We start from the raw sequence: 18,090 nt of genomic DNA, 5'->3' as shown, positions 1-18,090 counted from the left end.
CCGTAGGGACGTTGCATGCAATATTCCTACTACAACCCCAACCCCTCAATTTATGTTTGAAAATCTCCCCATTCCCACAGATCTTGCCGTTTATACCCAATGGTGTGGTATTTTAGCCCTCGTTCTTCTCGGCATAACCCTCCTCGCCTTTTTATTTAAATGGGGTCTACGCTTTCGCCTTTTTGGGGCGACGGCGTTTACAATTGTTCTCACGATCGGTTTATTCGGACTCAATTTAGGACTCTTCACCCGAATCGCCATCCCAGGAGCCATCCGCTATACTTTAGTTTTTGACAATGCAGCCAATAATGTCGTGATCGCGATCCCTCCCGAAACCACGCGATCGCAAGTCGAAGCAACCCTCCGTCAAGCTGCGATCGATATCACTCCTTTCGGCCGCTTGGGAACGCAGAATAATATTGTCACGATCCGTGCCAGAACTGTAATTCACCCCACACCGGGAGTTTCGATTCCTTTATATTTGGGGCAAGCCGAAAAACTCGCCAACTCTCGCGATCCTGAAAATCTTACCGTTAAATTATTTCCGCAAAATTGGGAAAAGCTTTCTTCCGTTAATAGTTAAGTATCGACAGATGGAAAAACCAACTCTACAACTCACCCCCCTTCTCATTGCTCCCGCCAAAGTTTTACGCGGCGGTGGCATTATGCAACAATGCGGACAAGAAATATCGCGTTTGGGGAAACGTCCTCTTGTTGTTGGTGGCGATCGCGTTTTACCTGTCATTTTTACCCAACTACAACCGATTTTTAGCCGCTATAATCTCGCAGCCGATCGCGCTAGTTATTCCCCTGATTGTTCGGAAAGTTCCCTCGAATTTCTCCAAGCAGCCATTCATCAACACAATGCCGATTTTGTTATCGGTGTAGGAGGAGGAAAAGCCCTCGATACGGCCAAACTTCTTGCGTATCGCTGTCAGCTTCCCATCGCCACGATTCCCACCTCTGGGGCAACTTGTGCGGCATGGAGTGCTTTATCTAATATTTACTCGAATGAAGGTGCATTTCAATACGATGTCCCTCTCGATCGCTGTCCCGATCTCCTCATTTTGGATTACGATTTGATTCAAAGCGCTCCCCAACGCACTTTAATTGCCGGCATCGGCGATGCGATCGCGAAATGGTATGAAGCCTCGGTGAGTAGTGGCAATTCCACCACAACATTAACCATTGCTGCCGTTCAACAAGCACGGATTTTGCGAGATATTTTATTACAAAAATCTGTTAACGCATTGGAAAATCCGGGAGGTGAAGATTGGCGAGAAGTCGTCGATGCGAGTGTTTTATTAGCTGGTGTTATCGGAGGTTTAGGGGGAGCAAATTGCCGCACGGTTGCTGCTCATGCAGTTCATAATGGACTCACTCATATTCCCGAGGCTCATGTGATTTTACACGGCGAAAAGGTGGCTTACGGTATTCTCGTTCAGTTGCGTTTAGAAGAGATGCTACAGGGCAATCAACTTGCCGTGTCAGCACGACAACAATTATTAAAATTTTATCAAGATATTGGCTTGCCTAAATCGTTGTCAGATTTGGGACTCGATCGCATTTCTTTAGCTTCTCTGCGTCACGCGGCCGATGTGGCCTGCAATCCCCAATCTGATATTCACAGATTACCCTTTATTGTCACACCAGAACAACTGATGGCGGCAATGGTTTCAACGACAGTGACAACCGAAAATAATCGTAAAGTCACTGTTTCTCAACCCTTACCCTCTCCTGCTACAACAGAAGCATAAGGAAATGCGATTTCTTTTTACTTCTGAAGCGATCGCGCAAACAAAAAAAAGGGCGCATTTGCGCCCTTTTTCAACTCTTCTAAACAACGAGGTTTAATCTCTTGTTTAACTCTTTTCCAAAAGAATTTTAGCTTGTTCTTGAGGACGAACGACAATTTTGTTATCGTCATCAACATCAACTTGCGCCGTATCGCCTTCCTTAACGCGACCCGAGAGAATTTCCTCAGCAAGAACATCCTCCAACAAGCGCATAATTGCCCGACGTAAAGGACGCGCCCCATAACTGGGATTGTATCCTTCTTCTACTAAGCGTTCCTTGAATTTCTCCGTCACTTGCAGCGTGATTTCTTGCTCGGTTAAACGAGCAAAAACTTCCTTAAGCAAGATTTCGGAAATCTGTTTCACCTCATCCTTACTCAACTGACGGAAGACGATAATTTCATCGAGACGGTTGAGGAATTCGGGACGGAAGTAGTTCTTTAATTCTTCATTCACCAAAGACCGAATGCGATTGTATTGCGCCTCGTCTTGGTTATCGTCGAACTCAAATCCTAACCCGGCTGCACCTTTTTCAATCACCTTCGAGCCGATGTTGGAGGTCATAATTAACAAGGTGTTCTTAAAGTCCACCGTGCGACCTTTCGCATCAGTCAGGCGACCATCTTCAAGGATTTGCAAAAGCATATTGAAGACATCGGGATGCGCTTTTTCAATCTCATCAAAAAGCACGACCGTATAGGGACGACGACGGACGGCTTCGGTGAGTTGTCCACCTTCGTTGTAACCCACATAACCCGGTGGCGAACCGATGAGTTTGGACACCGTGTGGCGTTCCATGTATTCCGACATATCCAAACGGATCATCGCATCTTCCGAGCCGAAGAAATAAGCGGCGAGGGACTTGGTTAACTCGGTTTTACCCACCCCCGTCGGACCAGAGAAAATAAAGCTGGCAATGGGTCGGTTGGGATTCTTCAGCCCCACTCGAGCGCGTCGGATAGCGCGAGAAACAGCTTTCACCGCGTCTTCTTGACCGATTAAGCGCTGATGTAAGGTATCTTCCATCTTCAGGAGCTTTTCGGATTCACTTTCCGTGAGCTTTTGCACCGGAACTCCCGTCCAAGAGGCAACAATGTGAGCAATTTCTTCCGAATCAACGTGAGGACCTTCCTCATCGCTGCCATCTTCATTTTTCTTCGCGGCGGCGATAGTGCGAATTTGGGCTTTGATGTCCATTTCGCGATCGCGCAACTCCCCAGCTTTATCAAAATCTTGCGCCCGGACTGCATCATCCTTCTGCTTGAGAAGCTGTCGCAATTCCTTATCTAATTCTTTCGCGGCGGGGGGAAGCTGAGAGTTAATCAAGCGCACTCGAGAACCGGCTTCGTCGATCAAGTCGATCGCCTTATCTGGGAGATAGCGATCGCTGATATAGCGATCGGACAATTTCGCCGCCGCTTCTAAAGCCTCATCTAATATTTTCAGTTTGTGGTGCTGTTCGTAACGCTCCCGCAAACCATAAAGAATTTCAATGGTTTCTTCGACGCTGGGTTCTCCGACCATCACGGGTTGGAAACGCCTTTCCAAAGCCGCATCCCGCTCGATATGCTTGCGATATTCATCGAGAGTCGTCGCCCCGATGCACTGCAATTCTCCTCGCGCCAAAGCAGGTTTGAGAATATTTGCCGCATCGATCGCGCCTTCCGCCGCCCCTGCGCCAATCAGCGTGTGAACCTCGTCAATGACCAAGATCACATTCCCCGCCGATCGGATTTCATCCATAATTTTTTTCAGGCGTTCTTCAAATTCCCCGCGATATTTCGTTCCCGCGACCAATAAACCAATATCGAGGGTAACGACGCGCTTTTCTTCGAGAATGTCGGGAATGTCCTGTTGAGCGATACGCTGTGCCAACCCTTCCGCGATCGCCGTCTTACCCACTCCCGGTTCGCCAATTAACACGGGATTATTTTTTGTCCGACGACCGAGAATTTGAATCACCCGCTCGATTTCTTTAATGCGTCCGACCACGGGATCGAGCTTGCCATCGGCGGCCATTTGGGTTAAATTAGCGCCAAACTCATCGAGAGTTGGTGTTTTCGTGCGTCCGCCACCCCCCGGAGTTGCGGGAACTTCGGCAGTTTCTCCCAACATCCGGATGACTTGCGTTCTGACTTTAGATAGGTCTACGCCTAAATTTTCTAAAACTCTGGCTGCGACCCCTTCCCCCTCGCGAATCAAGCCGAGAAGTAAGTGTTCTGTGCCGATATAATTGTGTCCGAGTTGGCGAGCTTCTTCTAAAGACAACTCTAAGACGCGCTTGGCTCTGGGGGTAAAGGGAATTTCAACAGCAACGAAACCCGAACCGCGACCGATAATTTTTTCGACTTCGATTCTGGCATCTTTGAGATTGACTCCCATTGATTTGAGAACTTTGGCAGCCACGCCAGTTCCCTCACCAATCAAACCCAAGAGAATTTGCTCGGTTCCCACAAAGTTGTGACCCAAGCGACGCGCCTCCTCCTGAGCCAGCATAATGACCTTAATGGCTTTTTCTGTGAAGCGTTCAAACATGACTTGTTATCACCTGTTGCTTGCCCGTTGTCAGCCCATTCTAGCACAGGCCAATCGATCCCCACGATCTTCGGTTGCGATCGGCTATTACGGTAGGATTGCAAAATTTGCGGATACGGGAGAGGCGATCGCGATCGTTGCCGCTTTTTTTAACAGCATAACGCACTATTTTTTACACTATTCCGATGGAGAAGAACGATTAACTCGAATTAATTGACCTTGTAAAGTTTCCAGACTAGAAAGTGCTACGTTAATTCTTTTAGCCACTTTTTCAAGGTTTTCTGGATCATCCCGACAAATAATAATACCCAAATGTTCAGGCCGTTGATAATGCAATTTGAGAAAATCAATACGATTGAAGGTTAAAATCGCACGACGATCCTGAATGGCAAATTCTAACACCTCTGAATCGGGGATTTTTAGATTTGCTTTTCCAGCTTCTTGTACGGTTAAAACATCATGACCCATCTCTCGAAGATAGTTCGTAATTTGCCGGGGAAATTGTTCGTCAGCATAAAGACGTGCCATCTAATCCAATTCCTCATTTTCGCGAATATCCCAATCAATCTCATCGGGAAAGGCTTCTGTATAAGCCCAAGCATTGACTAAATCTGTTGCAGTAATTGTGGGATAATTGTCGAGTAAATGAGCTTCAGATGCCCCTAAACGACGGGCATTGACTAAGACCCAAACGGGAATGCGAGTTTGGCGAATACAGGCACGTCCTCCACAGACTCCAGGGGTCTTTTCTATGCCTTGCCAGCTATTGGCCAAACTTTGAGAAAGGATTGAAATAGCTCGAGCTTTCTCTGAGGCAGAAAGGGATAAAAGTTGAGATTCTATGTCTTTGAGCATGGTCATTTCAAGGAAAAAACAAGATCGTAAAAGTAAATTTCAAAAATAAAAACCTATACTTTAATCTTATTCTAATCTTGTAAAAAGTTCAGAATCCACAGCAGGAAGTGTGAATTCAATATCCTCCTCAATTTTGATTGAACTATGTTTTACTGATAGTTGAACAATATTATTAGGCACAGATTCTCGACGATATCCTTTTGCGGTATCAATTATATCTCGATCGAATTCAAGATCCAATCCGAAAATATATCTATAAGCAAGTTGATAGGAAAATGTTGTAGAAAATCTATAAAGCTTTCGATCAAAGGTATTGAATTCACGAGCAAGATTTATTGGGACTAAAGAAGAATATAAAGGTATATCTGTAGGAAGCATCATAGATGTTTTTTTTACTGATAAATATTTCTTAAAATTCTCATCATCATCTATCTTTTGATAATCATATAACATTAGATAAGCATGAGGAGCATTTTTCTGAATTTTTTCTAATTGCGGAGATTTAACCGCTTTGAATGTTTCATTGTCTTCATATATTCTTTTTGCTTCGATTAAAGCAACTCCTTCAATACTCGAACCATCATCATAAGAAAGATTGACTAAAATTGCTATATCTCCATATTTGGCCTCTGCATTCAATTTCTTGGTTAATTTAAAAAACTCACTTTGTATATATATATAATTATTTTTGTTATATTGAATCTTGACTTTTTTTAAGCTAGTTCTCAATTCCTTTAAAAAGTCTTGGGTAATATAATTTTCATCCCAATTATTTAATTCATCTGTAATAATACTTTGAATGGTTCGAGAAATCGAAGTTTCGATGGAGGAAACAAACTCTGGAAATTTGAATGTATTACTCATAGAAAATCTTCTTTTTTGCTTTTTTTATTTTAACAGGTTTTCTATTGTGCTAACACTGTACCATTTTCTCATTTTCGCGAATATCCCATTCAATCTCATCGGGAAAGGCTTCTGCGTAAGCCCAAGTATTTATTAAATCCATTGCTGTAATGGTCAGATAATCTTCGAGAAGTTCAGCTTCAGAAACTCCCAAATGACGGGCATTGACTAAGACCCAAACGGGAATGCGCGTTTTGCCAACTATTTGCCAAACTTTGAGAAAGGATTTGAAATAGCTCGGGCTTTTTCTGAGGCAGAAAGAGATAAGAGCTTTGAAGCGTTGTGCGATCGCGACAAGTTAGAAGTTACCGCTTACAATTCTTTGGACGGGGCGATCTGGATGTAGAGCAAAGATTGTCATTTACGATTGAGGTTGCGTTGATGTTAGATGGGTCGATCGCTCGACTGAAAGAAACCAGATCGCAGTAGTTTACCGATACTGTTGTAAATAACGCAAAATTCCTAGGGCGATCGCTTGAGCCATTTGGCTGCGATAGGCAGGATTTGCTAAATTACGAGAGTCGATTCGTCCGGTCACAAAACCCACTTCAACCAAAATGGAAGGCATGGATGTATTCCGCAAGACATAAAATCGCGCTTGTTTAACCCCGCGATTGCGATAGACGGGAACGGTTTCGAGAATGGTTTGGTGAACGATCTGCGCCAAACGATAGCCCCGAGAATAATAATAAGTTTCCATGCCATTCACCTCGGGACGATAGCCCCCGACGGCGTTGGCGTGAATGCTGGTGAAAATATTGGCTCGGGCGCGGTTGGCCATATAAGCGCGTCCCTGCAAGCTGATAAAACGATCGTCAGAGCGGGTCATAATTACATTGACACCGCGAGAGCGTAAAATTTGGGCAATTTCTAAAGAGATGGGTAAAACGACATCTTTCTCTCGCAAACCCCCTATCCCGATCGCCCCGGGATCTTTCCCTCCATGTCCGGGATCGAGGACAACCACGGCACGTCCGTTGGGGCGAGGAAAATCATCTGGATTCGGCAAACTGGGTTGAGTGGGCGGTGGAACGGGAATAACGACCTGTTGGGGTTCGGGGTTGCGATCGCCGCGATCGTCGCGCAAAACTTGACTCCCTTCTTCGGGAACGATGGAAACTCCCCCTCGGCGATCGTCAACTTCCCAACGGGGACTATTGCGATCGAGAGAGAGGATAATGCGGGCGTTATTGCCCAATTGCGTGAAGCGAACCTCCTCAACTCCGTAGCGATTGACCTTAAAGGTTTTTGAAGGTTCTGTCGATCGCACTCTCGCTCCTTCTAACGTAATATCAACTTGCCGGCCATCATTGCTGCGATCGACTTCAATATCATCGGGTCGATCGCGATCGCGCAAGCGGATAAAAAAGCCGTTCCGGGTAATTTGAAACCATTCGGGAATATTGCGAACGAGAGGGCTAAAACTGGGGCGGGTGCGTTGAGGAGCAGGAAGTTGAATGCTCCATTGAGAAGGAGTGCCTTCAATTTGCACTTTTTGGGGATCGAGATAATATCCCGGGGCGAGTTCCACCACAAGGCGCGTTGTTTGCCCATTCGGTTGTCCGATCCGCACATTCGCGATCGCGCCTCCCACGCGCTGAGTTCTGCTGTAACGACTTCCCGTCCCGGGCAGATCGACAACCAAGCGCGTCGGATTGGGAATTAACCTTACCGTGGGTTGCACGTTGCTATCGGTGGTGAAACTGAGGCGATTGCGATCGCGATCGAAATCCCAAAACAACAATCGCGCTGCTTCTGCGGGTAAGGCAAAGAAAACAGCAGCCAGCAAACTGAGGATATACCAACGAAGTTTCACGAAAGCGCACTCCAATCGTCAGAGGTCAAGGGCGATAAGCTCAAACAAAGCCAGGAAAATCTAAATGTCGCCTCATTGAGAATCCCAGAATTTCGATTATGCCAGACAAAGCAAAGAATAGGGAATGGGGGACAGGGGGATAGAATGAGTAATTGGTAATTTAGTCATGGGTAATCGAGAAATAGCTCATCACTGATAACCGATCACCGATCACTGATAACTGAACATGGCGCGAGTTGTTTTAGAAAAGGTTTATAAGAGTTTTGCCCGTACTGCGGTTCGACCTCCCTCGCAAACCGAGATTCCGCAAGAGGAAAAGGGACGCGAACCCGCAAGCGATCGCACGACGCATGTTCTGCGGGCGATCGATTTTCAGGTAGAAGATGGGGAATTTATGGTCTTGGTGGGTCCATCGGGATGCGGTAAAAGTACCTTGTTACGCACGATCGCAGGACTGGAAGAACTCACAGCAGGCAATATATACGTCGGCGATCGCCTCGTCAATCATTTGCCTCCCAAACAGCGCGATATTGCCATGGTGTTTCAAAGTTATGCCCTCTATCCTCATTTGTCGGTTTATGACAATATTGCCTTTGGTCTGCGTCGCATGGGAAAAGAAGGGAAAGTTAACTCATTGCCCGATCGCTTGGGAAAATGGGGCGAAAGTTTTTTAGGGGGAGCCACGCGATCGCTGCCCGAGGGATGGCATTATCGTTCTCAACAGGAAAAGGCGATCGCTCAACGAGTGCAAGGGGTGGCAGAATTATTACAGATCGAAGAACTCCTCAATCGTTTGCCCAGACAACTTTCGGGAGGACAAAAACAGCGCGTGGCTTTAGGGAGAGCGATCGCCCGCAACCCGCAGGTTTTTTTGATGGACGAACCCCTCTCGAATTTAGACGCGAAATTACGGGCGGAAACCCGCAGTCAAATCGTGCAGTTACAGCGAGAATTAGATATTACGACGATTTATGTGACTCACGATCAAACCGAAGCGATGACGATGGGCGATCGCATCGCCGTGATGAATCAAGGGGAAATTCAACAAATTGCGAAGCCTCTCGAACTTTACAATCATCCCGCCAATCGCTTTGTGGCGCGGTTTATCGGCTCCCCTCCTATGAATTTTCTCCCGGTTGAGGTCAACTCTGCATTGAGTTTGGTAAATCGCGAGTTTTGCTTGACTTTAGGACAAGAATGGGAAAAATATCTGACTCCCTATCAAGGGCGATCGCTTTTGTTGGGTATTCGTCCAGAGCATTTTGAATTGAGTTCCGAAGGGTGCGATCGCTTATCTGTCTGCGTCGATCTCGTGGAAGCATTAGGAAACGAAACTTATTTATCAGTCCGCCTCGCCAATTACCCCGAATCTAAATTTCAAGTTCGCGTTTCCCCGAACAAAAAAGTGAACCTAAGTGATTCACTCAATCTATCTTGCATCGCCGATAAAATTCATATATTCGATCCAGAAACCGAAAACAATATTCGCGACTAAATCTCTCTACTCTCCAACTTCCCAACTCCTTTCGCTTCCTCAAAAAAAGTTCCTCCTCTGGTATTATGGTTGATGTTGTTGTTTAACAAAACGGGTTGGGATTCAAGCGTTATGGACATTTTGACATTAGGTTGGGTTGGTTTGCTAGCCCTGTTTACTTGGTCGATCGCAATGGTTATCTGGGGTCGTAACGGATTCTAGAATTCTGAAAATTTAGGAGTCTAAAGCGTGGAAATTTCTACTCATATGCCCTTAGTGAGTATTCTGTTTCTGGTCGCCCTTATTCTTCTCGGTGCAATCAGTATCGGAATTCTCTATCTGACGACCCTAGAATGGCGCGATCGCCGTCGTGCCGATCGCGATAAAAAAATGAATTAATTTGAGGAATAGGTAATTGGTTAATATCTCAATTACTTATTCTCTTTTTTGCAATTATCGCAATGACCGCAACGAAATGCGATCGCTTCTTTTTCAAACCCAAAAGCCTGCAATAAATATTGCCAGCGACAGCTACGAGTGTTTAAATATTGACTCATTTGTTTCTGGATTTTTGTTTGTCCTGCACTTAAATGCTGTAAGGATTGTTGTAGAGAATTTGCATTTAACGCCCCTACAAAGCGATAATTAAAAGGATCTTGCCATTCTAATAGTTCTGCGCTGTGAAGTAGAGATAAGGCAATTGCACCGCCGCGAAACTGCTCATCAATTGCTTTAATATTACCGCGATCGGGAAGATTTTTCGCAAGTTTCTTAGCTTTTTGATATTGTTTTTGTTGCTGTTGGGCAAAAAATTGATTGCGTTGTTTGTCTTCTGGATTTAAAAATCCCGTCGGTTCGCTTATTAATGTTAAGGCTTCAGCAACTTTTCCATCTCGTCCTCCGCGTCCCACCTCTTGAATGTATTCCGATAATAATTGCGGGGCTTGAAAATGTACGACCCAGCGTACATCTGGTTTATTAATCCCCATCCCAAAAGCACTGGTACAGATAACAAATTGCGTTTTTCCTCGCAACCAATTTCCTTCAATTTCTCGTCTCTCTTCCGCACTTAATCCTCCGTGATAGGCTTTGACCTTGTATTTTAAACTGGCAAACCATTGTGCTAATTCGTCACTTTCCCGACGCGATCGCACGTAAACCAATCCAGCCTTGTTATCTTTGCTCTGAATAAACTTTAACATTTTTTGTTTGCGTCCTCGTGGAGTCCAAACAGTTTGCACCTTGAGATGGAGATTTTTGCGATAGGGACTGAGGAGAAAAAGGTGCGGATTTTCTAATTGCAAACATTGTATAATAGTCGCTCTCGTTTGGGGATCTGCTGTTGCCGTAAAAGCTGCGATCGCAATTTTTGACCCAGCAGGTTTAGACTGAAGTAAAGCCGAACGAACAGCCCCCAAACGGCGATAAGCTGGACGGAAAGTTTCCCCCCATTGTACTAAGCAATGAGCTTCGTCGAGAATTAAACCATTAATCTGTAAATTGGGTCGGATTAAACATTCCCAAACTGGAGGACTCAACAAAGTTTCTGGGGATATATAAAGCAAGCGGAGAGATTGTTTTTCCAGCAATTTTAAAATTTGTTTGCGTCGATAAGATGGTAATTGACTGTGAAGAGAAGCAGCCAAAAGATTGCGATCGCGCAACTCCTGTACTTGATTTTCCATTAATGCCACCAAAGGAGAAACCACCAAAGTTAATCCGGTTTGTAACAATGCAGGCAACTGAAAGCAAATCGACTTTCCACCCCCCGTCGGTAATATAATGAGCGCATCTCGTCCCGAGAGCAAACTCCGCACAATTTCACCTTGAGGGGGTCGAAAATCTTCATAACCCCAAATGCGTTGAAACGTTGCTCGCACGGTTTGCCAATCCATTTCGTACCCTGATATTCATCTAGAGCAATTTTAGCGGCTGCGGGAATGCGATCGGAACTTTGGGCAAAAAGATATTGTTAAATGTATCGATAATAGCACGTTTGTTCTTTACTTTTTTAGGTTCGCATCTTTGCAGAATCTTGCAATTGTTGAGTCTTTCCTCGGCAAAAGAAAAATATTTTTGTTTGGTTATTCTAAAGAAGAGAAGAAAAAAGTTGATTTTTTGTATGTAGGACATGAAGCCACATAGATTACTGCTTTGATCGTACTCTACATCAACAAAAACTCTCAAAATAAGTTTTCACAAGGATTGTTTAGCTATGTATGAAATCCCATCATTAAAGACATCTTATCCAATTAGTTCAGAGAGGCTAAAAGAAATTCAAGATTCTCAGACATTCAGTTTATGGGAACAATTAAAGGTCATTCAACTCCCAAAACTAAAAAAGAATGGCACTCATCAAAACAAACACTCGGATACAGGTCTACAGATGTATGGTGTTCCTCATATTTGGTCAGACACCAAAGGTAAAGGAGTCAAAATTGCTGTCTTAGATACAGGAATTGATACCAATCACCCAGCTTTCAAAGGAGCTATTCTTGACACACAAGATTTTACAGGTGAAGGGATTGAAGATCGCAATGGTCATGGTACCCATTGTGCGGGGATTATCGCTGCACGATTAGCGGAACAACGATTTGAAGGATTAGCACCAAAAGCAAAACTTCTCATTGGCAAAGTTCTCGATCGCAAGGGAATGGGTGAAACTGCATCCATTGCGAGTGGAATTAATTGGGCCGTCGAAAACCAAGCCGATATTATTTCCATTTCTTTTGGGGGATTAAGTTCTGATAATTTATTACATCGAGCCATTCATCATGCTTTAGCGGAAGGCGTTTTCGTAATTTGTTCTGCAGGAAATTATGGCTCTCGTTATCGGAGTAATATTGGCTATCCGGGTCGTTATGGAGGGGTGATTACTGTTGCCGCACATGATGAATTTGGCAATCCCATCAGTAGTTCTTCTCGAGGAGGCGAGTTAGACTTTATTGCACCGGGCGAGAATATTTTCTCAACCTACAAAGATGGAGGTTATGCAATTTTAAATGGCACATCAATGGCTGCTCCTTGGGTTGCTGGATTGGCTGCTTTGATTCAAGCCAAACACAAGCAAAACCAAGATAATCACACCCCTCTCGAAAATAATGAAGATTTAAGGGAGCATTTATTAAGAATGTCTTCTAATCCGGGAAGTCATAAGAATGGCGCAGGGTACGGTACGTTGATCGCATTTGAGTCAATAACCTACGATCTTCTCGAAGAATTTGAGGTTAATCGCGTTTCTCGTCGTCAATGTCGAAAAGGTCGTGGCAAGGTCAGAGGTGGTATTTGTTATGGAGGAATTTATGATGGTTCGCGAGTGTGAGGTTGATTGTTTCATAAAAAATTCGCTCTGCTGAGGATATTTACCATCCCTTCTGTAGCGACGTTGCCTGCAACGTCGCTACAAGGTTACAGACGATCGTACAGGCGTAGCAAAGTCGTATCACGCAAACAGGATTTGTTATAATTAACGTCAGTTCGGGTTAAGGTAATGTTTCAGCCTATTTGACGAAAGAATGAGAGTTACAGCTAACGAGAGAATGCGGGTTTTCGCCCGAACTCAGGTTATAATTAGGTATGGTATTAACTGCTTATACCAAGTCCAAATGAGATTGCATTCAATCAATAGACCTCTTCGGGAAACCTGATTTCGGTATGGCAAAATAGGTGTTTCAACCCTATTTTTGCAAATTTTTGGAGAGGTCTAATCGACATCTAGTAAAGCGATCCACTTTTACATTAAGTGCAGCTTTACATAGAATTGGTATTAATTTACCGTGTTAATAGGTACATCACTTTTATTAATCCCATTTTTTTTGTTCTCGCCTATTTTTTATATAAAACTCAGCATCTTCGATAGTAGGAAAATTTCTTGGCCATACTTTCATTAATAATTGAGGTAATTTATCGTTATCACAATCCCTGTCTCGATCAATCCCAAGTGCTTCAGAGATAGGAGAATTACAAATAAAGGGAGGTTTGTCTCCCTCTAACTGTTTTCGAAAAAGTTCTTTTGTAGTTCGTAAGTCTGTACTTATAAAAATTGTGTGGTGAAGGTTGGCTTCTGACAAATCTGCCCCTTCGAGGTTGACTTCTGACAAATTTGCTTTTTCGAGGTCGGCGTTTAATAACTCTGCCTTTTGAAGTTCAGCCTTTACCAACCATGCCCCTTGGAGTTTGGCTTCTGACAAATCTGCCCCTTGGAGTTTGGCTTTAAACAAATCTGCCCCTTGGAGTTTGGCTTTAAACAAATCTGCCCCTTGGAGTTTGGCTTCTGACAACTCTACCTCTTGGAGGTTGGCATTATTCATATCTACATCCGAACACTCTTGACGGGAAGAACGGCGGGAAGAACGACGGGAATAACGAGGGAAAAAACAATGAGGTGATAGATCTAAGTCTGGAATTCGAGCTTTATGAATATCTAAACCAGATAGACTGACCTCATCCGCCCAAAGGTCTTCGATCGCAGCCTTCCGACCCGATTCGGCTTCGCGTCCCACATTTAAATTAATGACTTGCCATGCCTGATAATGCTTTTGTTTTGTTCGTTCGCTGCTCTCTTGTGAATACTGGCTCACTCCAATAAACACTGTAATAGCAGTAATTATAGTGGCACCTTCTTTTACTAGGAAGATTAAGCGCTTTCCTAAACTCCTGCACGTATTCCACCATTGTCTAGAATGGTTTTCAGAATTTGACATTGTAAACTCCAAAATATATCAAAAATCACATATGTAAAACAAGTGCGATCCTTTCTTCTTACTACTTCATTTTAATTTCATATAATGTATATTCACAAGAAGATTCCTGTAGTAAAAATGAGACTTTTCTGCAAAGTAACAGGATTTATTGTGCAAGAAGAATGCAGCGATCGCCAGCTAATGCGATCGCTCTGTTTGAGAATATCAAGGTTAGTGACCTTGGACTATGTTCATAGATTACCTGAAACCCAGTAGGGACAAGGCGTGTCTTGTCTCTAGGTCAGTTCAGGGAAAACCTTCTCAGCAATGGGGATTTGGTATAAAAAGCGATCGCCTTCCTACCTTATGCTTCGTTGGCAATTTCAGCATCAATTTCAGCTAAAACCCGAGATGCCATTGTATAAAGTTCTTCGTGGCAATTGCCATTACTCGCCATTAAACCGCCCCACTGACTGACATCGCCTTGATTGTAAAGTAATACTTTTCCTGCAAAACTGGTAAAACTTCCCCCCGCTTCCGTCAAGATTAATTCCGGTGCGGCAAAATCCCAATCTTTCGGGGCAGACTTACCCGAAAGCGAGATATAAACGTCGGTTTTTTGCTCGAGAATCGTAGAAACTTTACAGCCAACGCTACCCACTGCAAAACGTTCTTTAAAAGGAATTCGCTCTAACATTTTATTGAGGCGAATATTGCGATGGCTGCGACTGGCAACGAGATTTAAGTCCTCGATTTTATTGCGATCGCTGGCACGAATGTCCTTAATTTCTCCCGATCGCGTTTCTACTTTTGTTCCCTTCCCTTCAATAGCAAAATATAATTTATCCGTTTCCGGAACCACCACAACAGCTAACTTTGGTCGGCCTTGATAAGTTAAAGCAATATGAACGGCATATTCTCCCGTTTTTTCAATAAAATCTCGCGTGCCATCAAGTGGATCGATAATCCAAACCCAATCTTTTGCGATTGGTTCGGCTTTTTCGACATCAAAATTCTCTTCGCTGAGATAGCCTAAATCTTCCTCTGCCAATTTTTTTTGTAAATATTCGAGGATATAATGATTGGCGGCTAAATCTGCTTTTGTGACTGGATCTCCCTGTTTGTCTTTAACATCTAAATCTGTATCGCCGCGATAGTAACGCTGTAAAATATCAGCAGCACCCCATGCGGCTTGACGAGCGATCGCACAAATTTCATCCAAACGATTTTCGATCATGTTCCTTAAAGTTCCAGTTTACAAGTTTAGCGATCGCCAATCTCCCCTCGAGTTCCGAAAAATTGGCAAGCTCGAGTAGCAATTTTAGCAGCAGAAGCCAACGCTTCCCTAAAATCCACGGTACAAATATAGTGGCAAAATGCACCGTGAAAAATATCTCCTGCACCAAGGGTATCGACGACTTTAACGGAGGGAAGGGAAATGCTGCCCGATGAGCGATCGCGCCAATATTGAATTGCTGCGGCTCCGTTGGTGATAGCAATATGAGGAATCGAAAAGTTAGTGAGATAAGCCGCAACTTCATCGGGAGTCCCACAAGCAGGGGGATAAAAATTTGCCGAACAGATAGCATAATCCACAAACGGTAAAATTCGATCGAAGCCGGTTTTCCAACTTCCCCCATCGATAATGACTGGAATTCCCGCCTTTTTCGCTTGTTGCGCGATCGCTTCCCCTACCTTCATCTGATGCCCGTCAATCAGCACAAAATCGACCCCTTGCAAAATATCCACCGGAATTTGCGCCGAAGTTGCAGGGGACTTCGTTGCATTGAGAGAAATCACCGCACGATCGCCAGTCTCTTCCGTCACGATAACCGATGAGACAGGAGGAGATTCAGTCCAACTTTCATTCAGATCGCACAATTGTACGTTATATTTCTGTAAATCTGCGCGAATGATGCCAGCATTGACATGATTGCCCAAAACCCCCAGTACTCGCGCTGAATTGCCCAATGTTGCAAAAGTTATTGCCGCATTGGTTGCCGGTCCCCCCGCTGTCGAAAGATAATCTAAAGCAACAATTTTTTCGTTTTGTTGGGGAAATTGTCGAACGAGATAGATAAAATCGAGGGTAATCAGTCCCACGAATAAACCGCAATATTTCATCAATGGTCAAGCCGCGATAATTCTCTTTTGATAGTAATGTCCCAACACGATCGCTATAAAATCCTGCAAGTGTCTCCCCGCGCCACCCAAGCGGAGATTAAACAAGCATATCGGCGTTTGGCCAAAAAACTGCACCCCGACAGCCAGCATAAAAATGCCAGTCATGAAGAGATCGTACAACTCAATGATGCTTACGAAATCCTCGGCGATCCCCAACGCCGTCAGCACTACGATCGCCAGCGCAATTCTCATTCTTCCCCTCGCACCGCCAAACCCCAAAAAACCAGTCAAGAGCGAGATACGTGTCTGCAAACATGGACTCAAAATGTTTATATTCCCGTCCAACGCGCGATCGATCGCATCCTCAACGCTTTAGACGCTCAAATTGACGATCTCGCGGCCGATCCCTTTGATGATGAATTAATGGAAAACTTTCAAGACTACCTGGCCAACTGCCGCCAAATCCTCGATAAGGCACAAAATATTTTTACCTCTCAACCCAATCCTGCCAAATTTGCTGGCACAGCAGCCAATTTATATTACTGCCTCAATCATATCAGTGATGGCTTGGAGGAAATGGAATGGTTCGGTCGCAACTATGACGAACATTATTTGCATTCGGGAAAAGAATTATTTCGTCGAGCCGAGCGCCTGCGAAGTTCCGAGAGAACAACGCTTTAAGCAAAAAAATGTTCTCCAACCCCAAAATAATCCGGACTGACTTGCCGCCTCTAGAAGAAAGTAGCGAAGGAAGATTGCAATCTTTAGACATTCCTCACCTTTTATCCTTAATCTTTTTAACGCGTTCGCGCGGTAATGACAGAGCGAGACTATGGAATTACAATTAGCAACTTGTGCGGGTGGAATTTCCCCATCTGCAAATTCTACAACTCAACTCCGGACGCAATCGGTGTTCTCTCAAATTGAAACCGATCTCGAGCAAAGCGAAATCTATCAGCGCGTTATGGCTGGATTAGAATGTCTTGCTGGTGACACTCTCGAGGCAACGCGATCGCTGTTGCAATCTTTTGGTAGAGAGGCCATTCGCGTCACCTTTCAACAAATTGCCCAACACTATCACGTGGCTCCCGATACCTTGAAAAAAAAGGTGGTTTCCGTCAAATCCGAAGGGAAATCACCGCAAACCTCCGTCGAGCAATATTCGACGGAATGCGTCGATCCGGAAATGCCCTCGACTTCTCAAAATGCAGCCCGGATCGCCAACGCTAAACTCTCAACGCAAGCGCCTGTTGCGACCCCGGCAAAACCAAAATCGCAGTCCAAGAAGTCCAAAGGCCGTTCTAAATTCACAGCCAAAGTTACTAAAGCCCAAAACGATCGCATGGTAGCAGAAGAACGGCTAAAAATTTGTCGGCAAATTGGACAGACTTTGAAGGAAGCACGGTTGGTTCAAGGGATTTCTTTCGGTGCCCTTTACAGTAAAACCCTCATACAGGTTTATTACATTAAAGCGATTGAAGAAGGCGAGATCGAACGCTTACCCGAAGATGTTTATTTGCGCGGTTTTATACGGCGTTTGAGTAATTCTCTCGGTTTGGATGGCACGACCCTCGCCAACTCTCTGCCTAAACCCATACAAAATAGTGCGGTTCCTTCTTGGTATACCCCAAATATTAAAGTGCGCGGACCCGCTCTCGCTTCTCAAACAACCCTACAAACTTATGTTGGCTATACGGCTCTCGTGGCTGGAGCCGTGGGCGGTTTGAGTTGGATTACTGCCGATCGCCCCAACCCGGAAGCAACCGTCGAACCCGAACCCCCACCGATGGAGTCCCAGTCTCAGTCGGCCAGACATGGCAGCGATCGCGTGACCTTATCGGAACAATTAAGCGCAGAAATTTCCCCCCCAGAAATGAATTAAGGGAAAGGACTATTCACTGATAA

The 18,090-nt window shown here is 44.5% G+C and carries 17 protein-coding genes; 8 read left to right on the top strand and 9 right to left on the bottom strand.

Going from position 1 to position 18,090, the window contains the following annotated elements; genetic code table 11:
* The first annotated feature begins 52 nt into the window (after positions 1–52).
* Both AC6RV6_RS06555 and AC6RV6_RS06550 read left to right on the top strand, forming a co-directional pair.
* Entirely contained in the window at positions 53–583 is a 531-nt protein-coding gene (locus tag AC6RV6_RS06555; protein ID WP_500239796.1) for a Ycf51 family protein, read from the top strand.
* 10 nt (positions 584–593) lie between these two features.
* Positions 594–1,757: an iron-containing alcohol dehydrogenase family protein gene (locus AC6RV6_RS06550; protein WP_500239795.1), complete on the top strand. Its 1,164-nt coding sequence runs from the start codon at positions 594–596 to the stop codon at positions 1,755–1,757.
* 105 nt (positions 1,758–1,862) lie between these two features.
* Here AC6RV6_RS06550 and AC6RV6_RS06545 read toward each other — a convergent pair whose 3' ends face one another.
* From AC6RV6_RS06545 to AC6RV6_RS06525, 5 genes are all read right to left on the bottom strand, one after another.
* Complete coding sequence (locus AC6RV6_RS06545) at positions 1,863–4,331, bottom strand: ATP-dependent Clp protease ATP-binding subunit (RefSeq protein WP_500239794.1); 2,469 nt, start codon at positions 4,329–4,331, stop codon at positions 1,863–1,865.
* 177 nt (positions 4,332–4,508) lie between these two features.
* Positions 4,509–4,859, bottom strand: a complete 351-nt coding sequence (locus tag AC6RV6_RS06540; RefSeq protein ID WP_500239793.1) for a DUF5615 family PIN-like protein — start codon at positions 4,857–4,859, stop codon at positions 4,509–4,511.
* A complete protein-coding gene (locus tag AC6RV6_RS06535; RefSeq protein WP_500239792.1) occupies positions 4,860–5,192 on the bottom strand; it encodes a DUF433 domain-containing protein in 333 nt (110 codons plus the stop codon).
* Between the two features lie 60 nt (positions 5,193–5,252).
* A complete protein-coding gene (locus tag AC6RV6_RS06530) occupies positions 5,253–6,050 on the bottom strand; it encodes a hypothetical protein (RefSeq protein WP_500239791.1) in 798 nt (265 codons plus the stop codon).
* A 469-nt stretch (positions 6,051–6,519) separates the two neighbouring features.
* A complete protein-coding gene (locus AC6RV6_RS06525) occupies positions 6,520–7,905 on the bottom strand; it encodes an N-acetylmuramoyl-L-alanine amidase (RefSeq protein WP_500239790.1) in 1,386 nt (461 codons plus the stop codon).
* Between the two features lie 226 nt (positions 7,906–8,131).
* Between AC6RV6_RS06525 and AC6RV6_RS06520 the strand changes: the two genes are divergently transcribed.
* From AC6RV6_RS06520 to AC6RV6_RS06510, 3 genes are all read left to right on the top strand, one after another.
* Entirely contained in the window at positions 8,132–9,400 is a 1,269-nt protein-coding gene (locus tag AC6RV6_RS06520; RefSeq protein ID WP_500239789.1) for an ABC transporter ATP-binding protein, read from the top strand.
* A gap of 111 nt (positions 9,401–9,511) precedes the next feature.
* A complete protein-coding gene (gene petN / locus AC6RV6_RS06515) occupies positions 9,512–9,601 on the top strand; it encodes a cytochrome b6-f complex subunit PetN (protein WP_204105725.1) in 90 nt (29 codons plus the stop codon).
* 27 nt (positions 9,602–9,628) lie between these two features.
* On the top strand, positions 9,629–9,778 hold the full coding sequence (locus tag AC6RV6_RS06510; RefSeq protein WP_500239839.1) for a hypothetical protein: 150 nt from the start codon (positions 9,629–9,631) through the stop codon (positions 9,776–9,778).
* Between the two features lie 32 nt (positions 9,779–9,810).
* On the opposite strand, the gene AC6RV6_RS06505 is transcribed toward AC6RV6_RS06510, so the two are convergent.
* Complete coding sequence (locus AC6RV6_RS06505) at positions 9,811–11,274, bottom strand: RecQ family ATP-dependent DNA helicase (RefSeq protein WP_500239787.1); 1,464 nt, start codon at positions 11,272–11,274, stop codon at positions 9,811–9,813.
* Between the two features lie 320 nt (positions 11,275–11,594).
* Here AC6RV6_RS06505 and AC6RV6_RS06500 point away from each other — a divergent pair, with 320 nt between their 5' ends.
* Positions 11,595–12,701, top strand: a complete 1,107-nt coding sequence (locus AC6RV6_RS06500) for a S8 family peptidase (protein WP_500239786.1) — start codon at positions 11,595–11,597, stop codon at positions 12,699–12,701.
* A 478-nt stretch (positions 12,702–13,179) separates the two neighbouring features.
* Here the strand turns inward: AC6RV6_RS06500 and AC6RV6_RS06495 are convergent, their stop codons facing one another.
* From AC6RV6_RS06495 to AC6RV6_RS06485, 3 genes are all read right to left on the bottom strand, one after another.
* Entirely contained in the window at positions 13,180–14,082 is a 903-nt protein-coding gene (locus AC6RV6_RS06495; protein ID WP_500239785.1) for a pentapeptide repeat-containing protein, read from the bottom strand.
* Between the two features lie 343 nt (positions 14,083–14,425).
* Positions 14,426–15,298: a 3'(2'),5'-bisphosphate nucleotidase CysQ family protein gene (locus tag AC6RV6_RS06490; RefSeq protein WP_500239783.1), complete on the bottom strand. Its 873-nt coding sequence runs from the start codon at positions 15,296–15,298 to the stop codon at positions 14,426–14,428.
* 26 nt (positions 15,299–15,324) lie between these two features.
* The gene (locus tag AC6RV6_RS06485) at positions 15,325–16,185 is read right to left on the bottom strand and encodes a sugar kinase (RefSeq protein ID WP_500239782.1); all 861 of its coding nucleotides are present in this window, start codon (positions 16,183–16,185) and stop codon (positions 15,325–15,327) included.
* Positions 16,186–16,221: 36 nt separating this feature from the next.
* On the opposite strand from AC6RV6_RS06485, the gene AC6RV6_RS06480 reads away from it, so the two are divergent.
* Positions 16,222–16,866 (top strand): J domain-containing protein, encoded by a 645-nt coding sequence (locus AC6RV6_RS06480; protein WP_500239781.1) that lies wholly within the window; start codon positions 16,222–16,224, stop codon positions 16,864–16,866.
* Positions 16,867–17,017: 151 nt separating this feature from the next.
* Entirely contained in the window at positions 17,018–18,067 is a 1,050-nt protein-coding gene (locus tag AC6RV6_RS06475) for a helix-turn-helix domain-containing protein (protein ID WP_500239780.1), read from the top strand.
* Positions 18,068–18,090: the final 23 nt, after the last annotated feature.

It is taken from the genome of Spirulina sp. LEGE 11439 (assembly GCF_059821285.1).
This window is presented reverse-complemented; position numbering and strand designations above follow the sequence as displayed.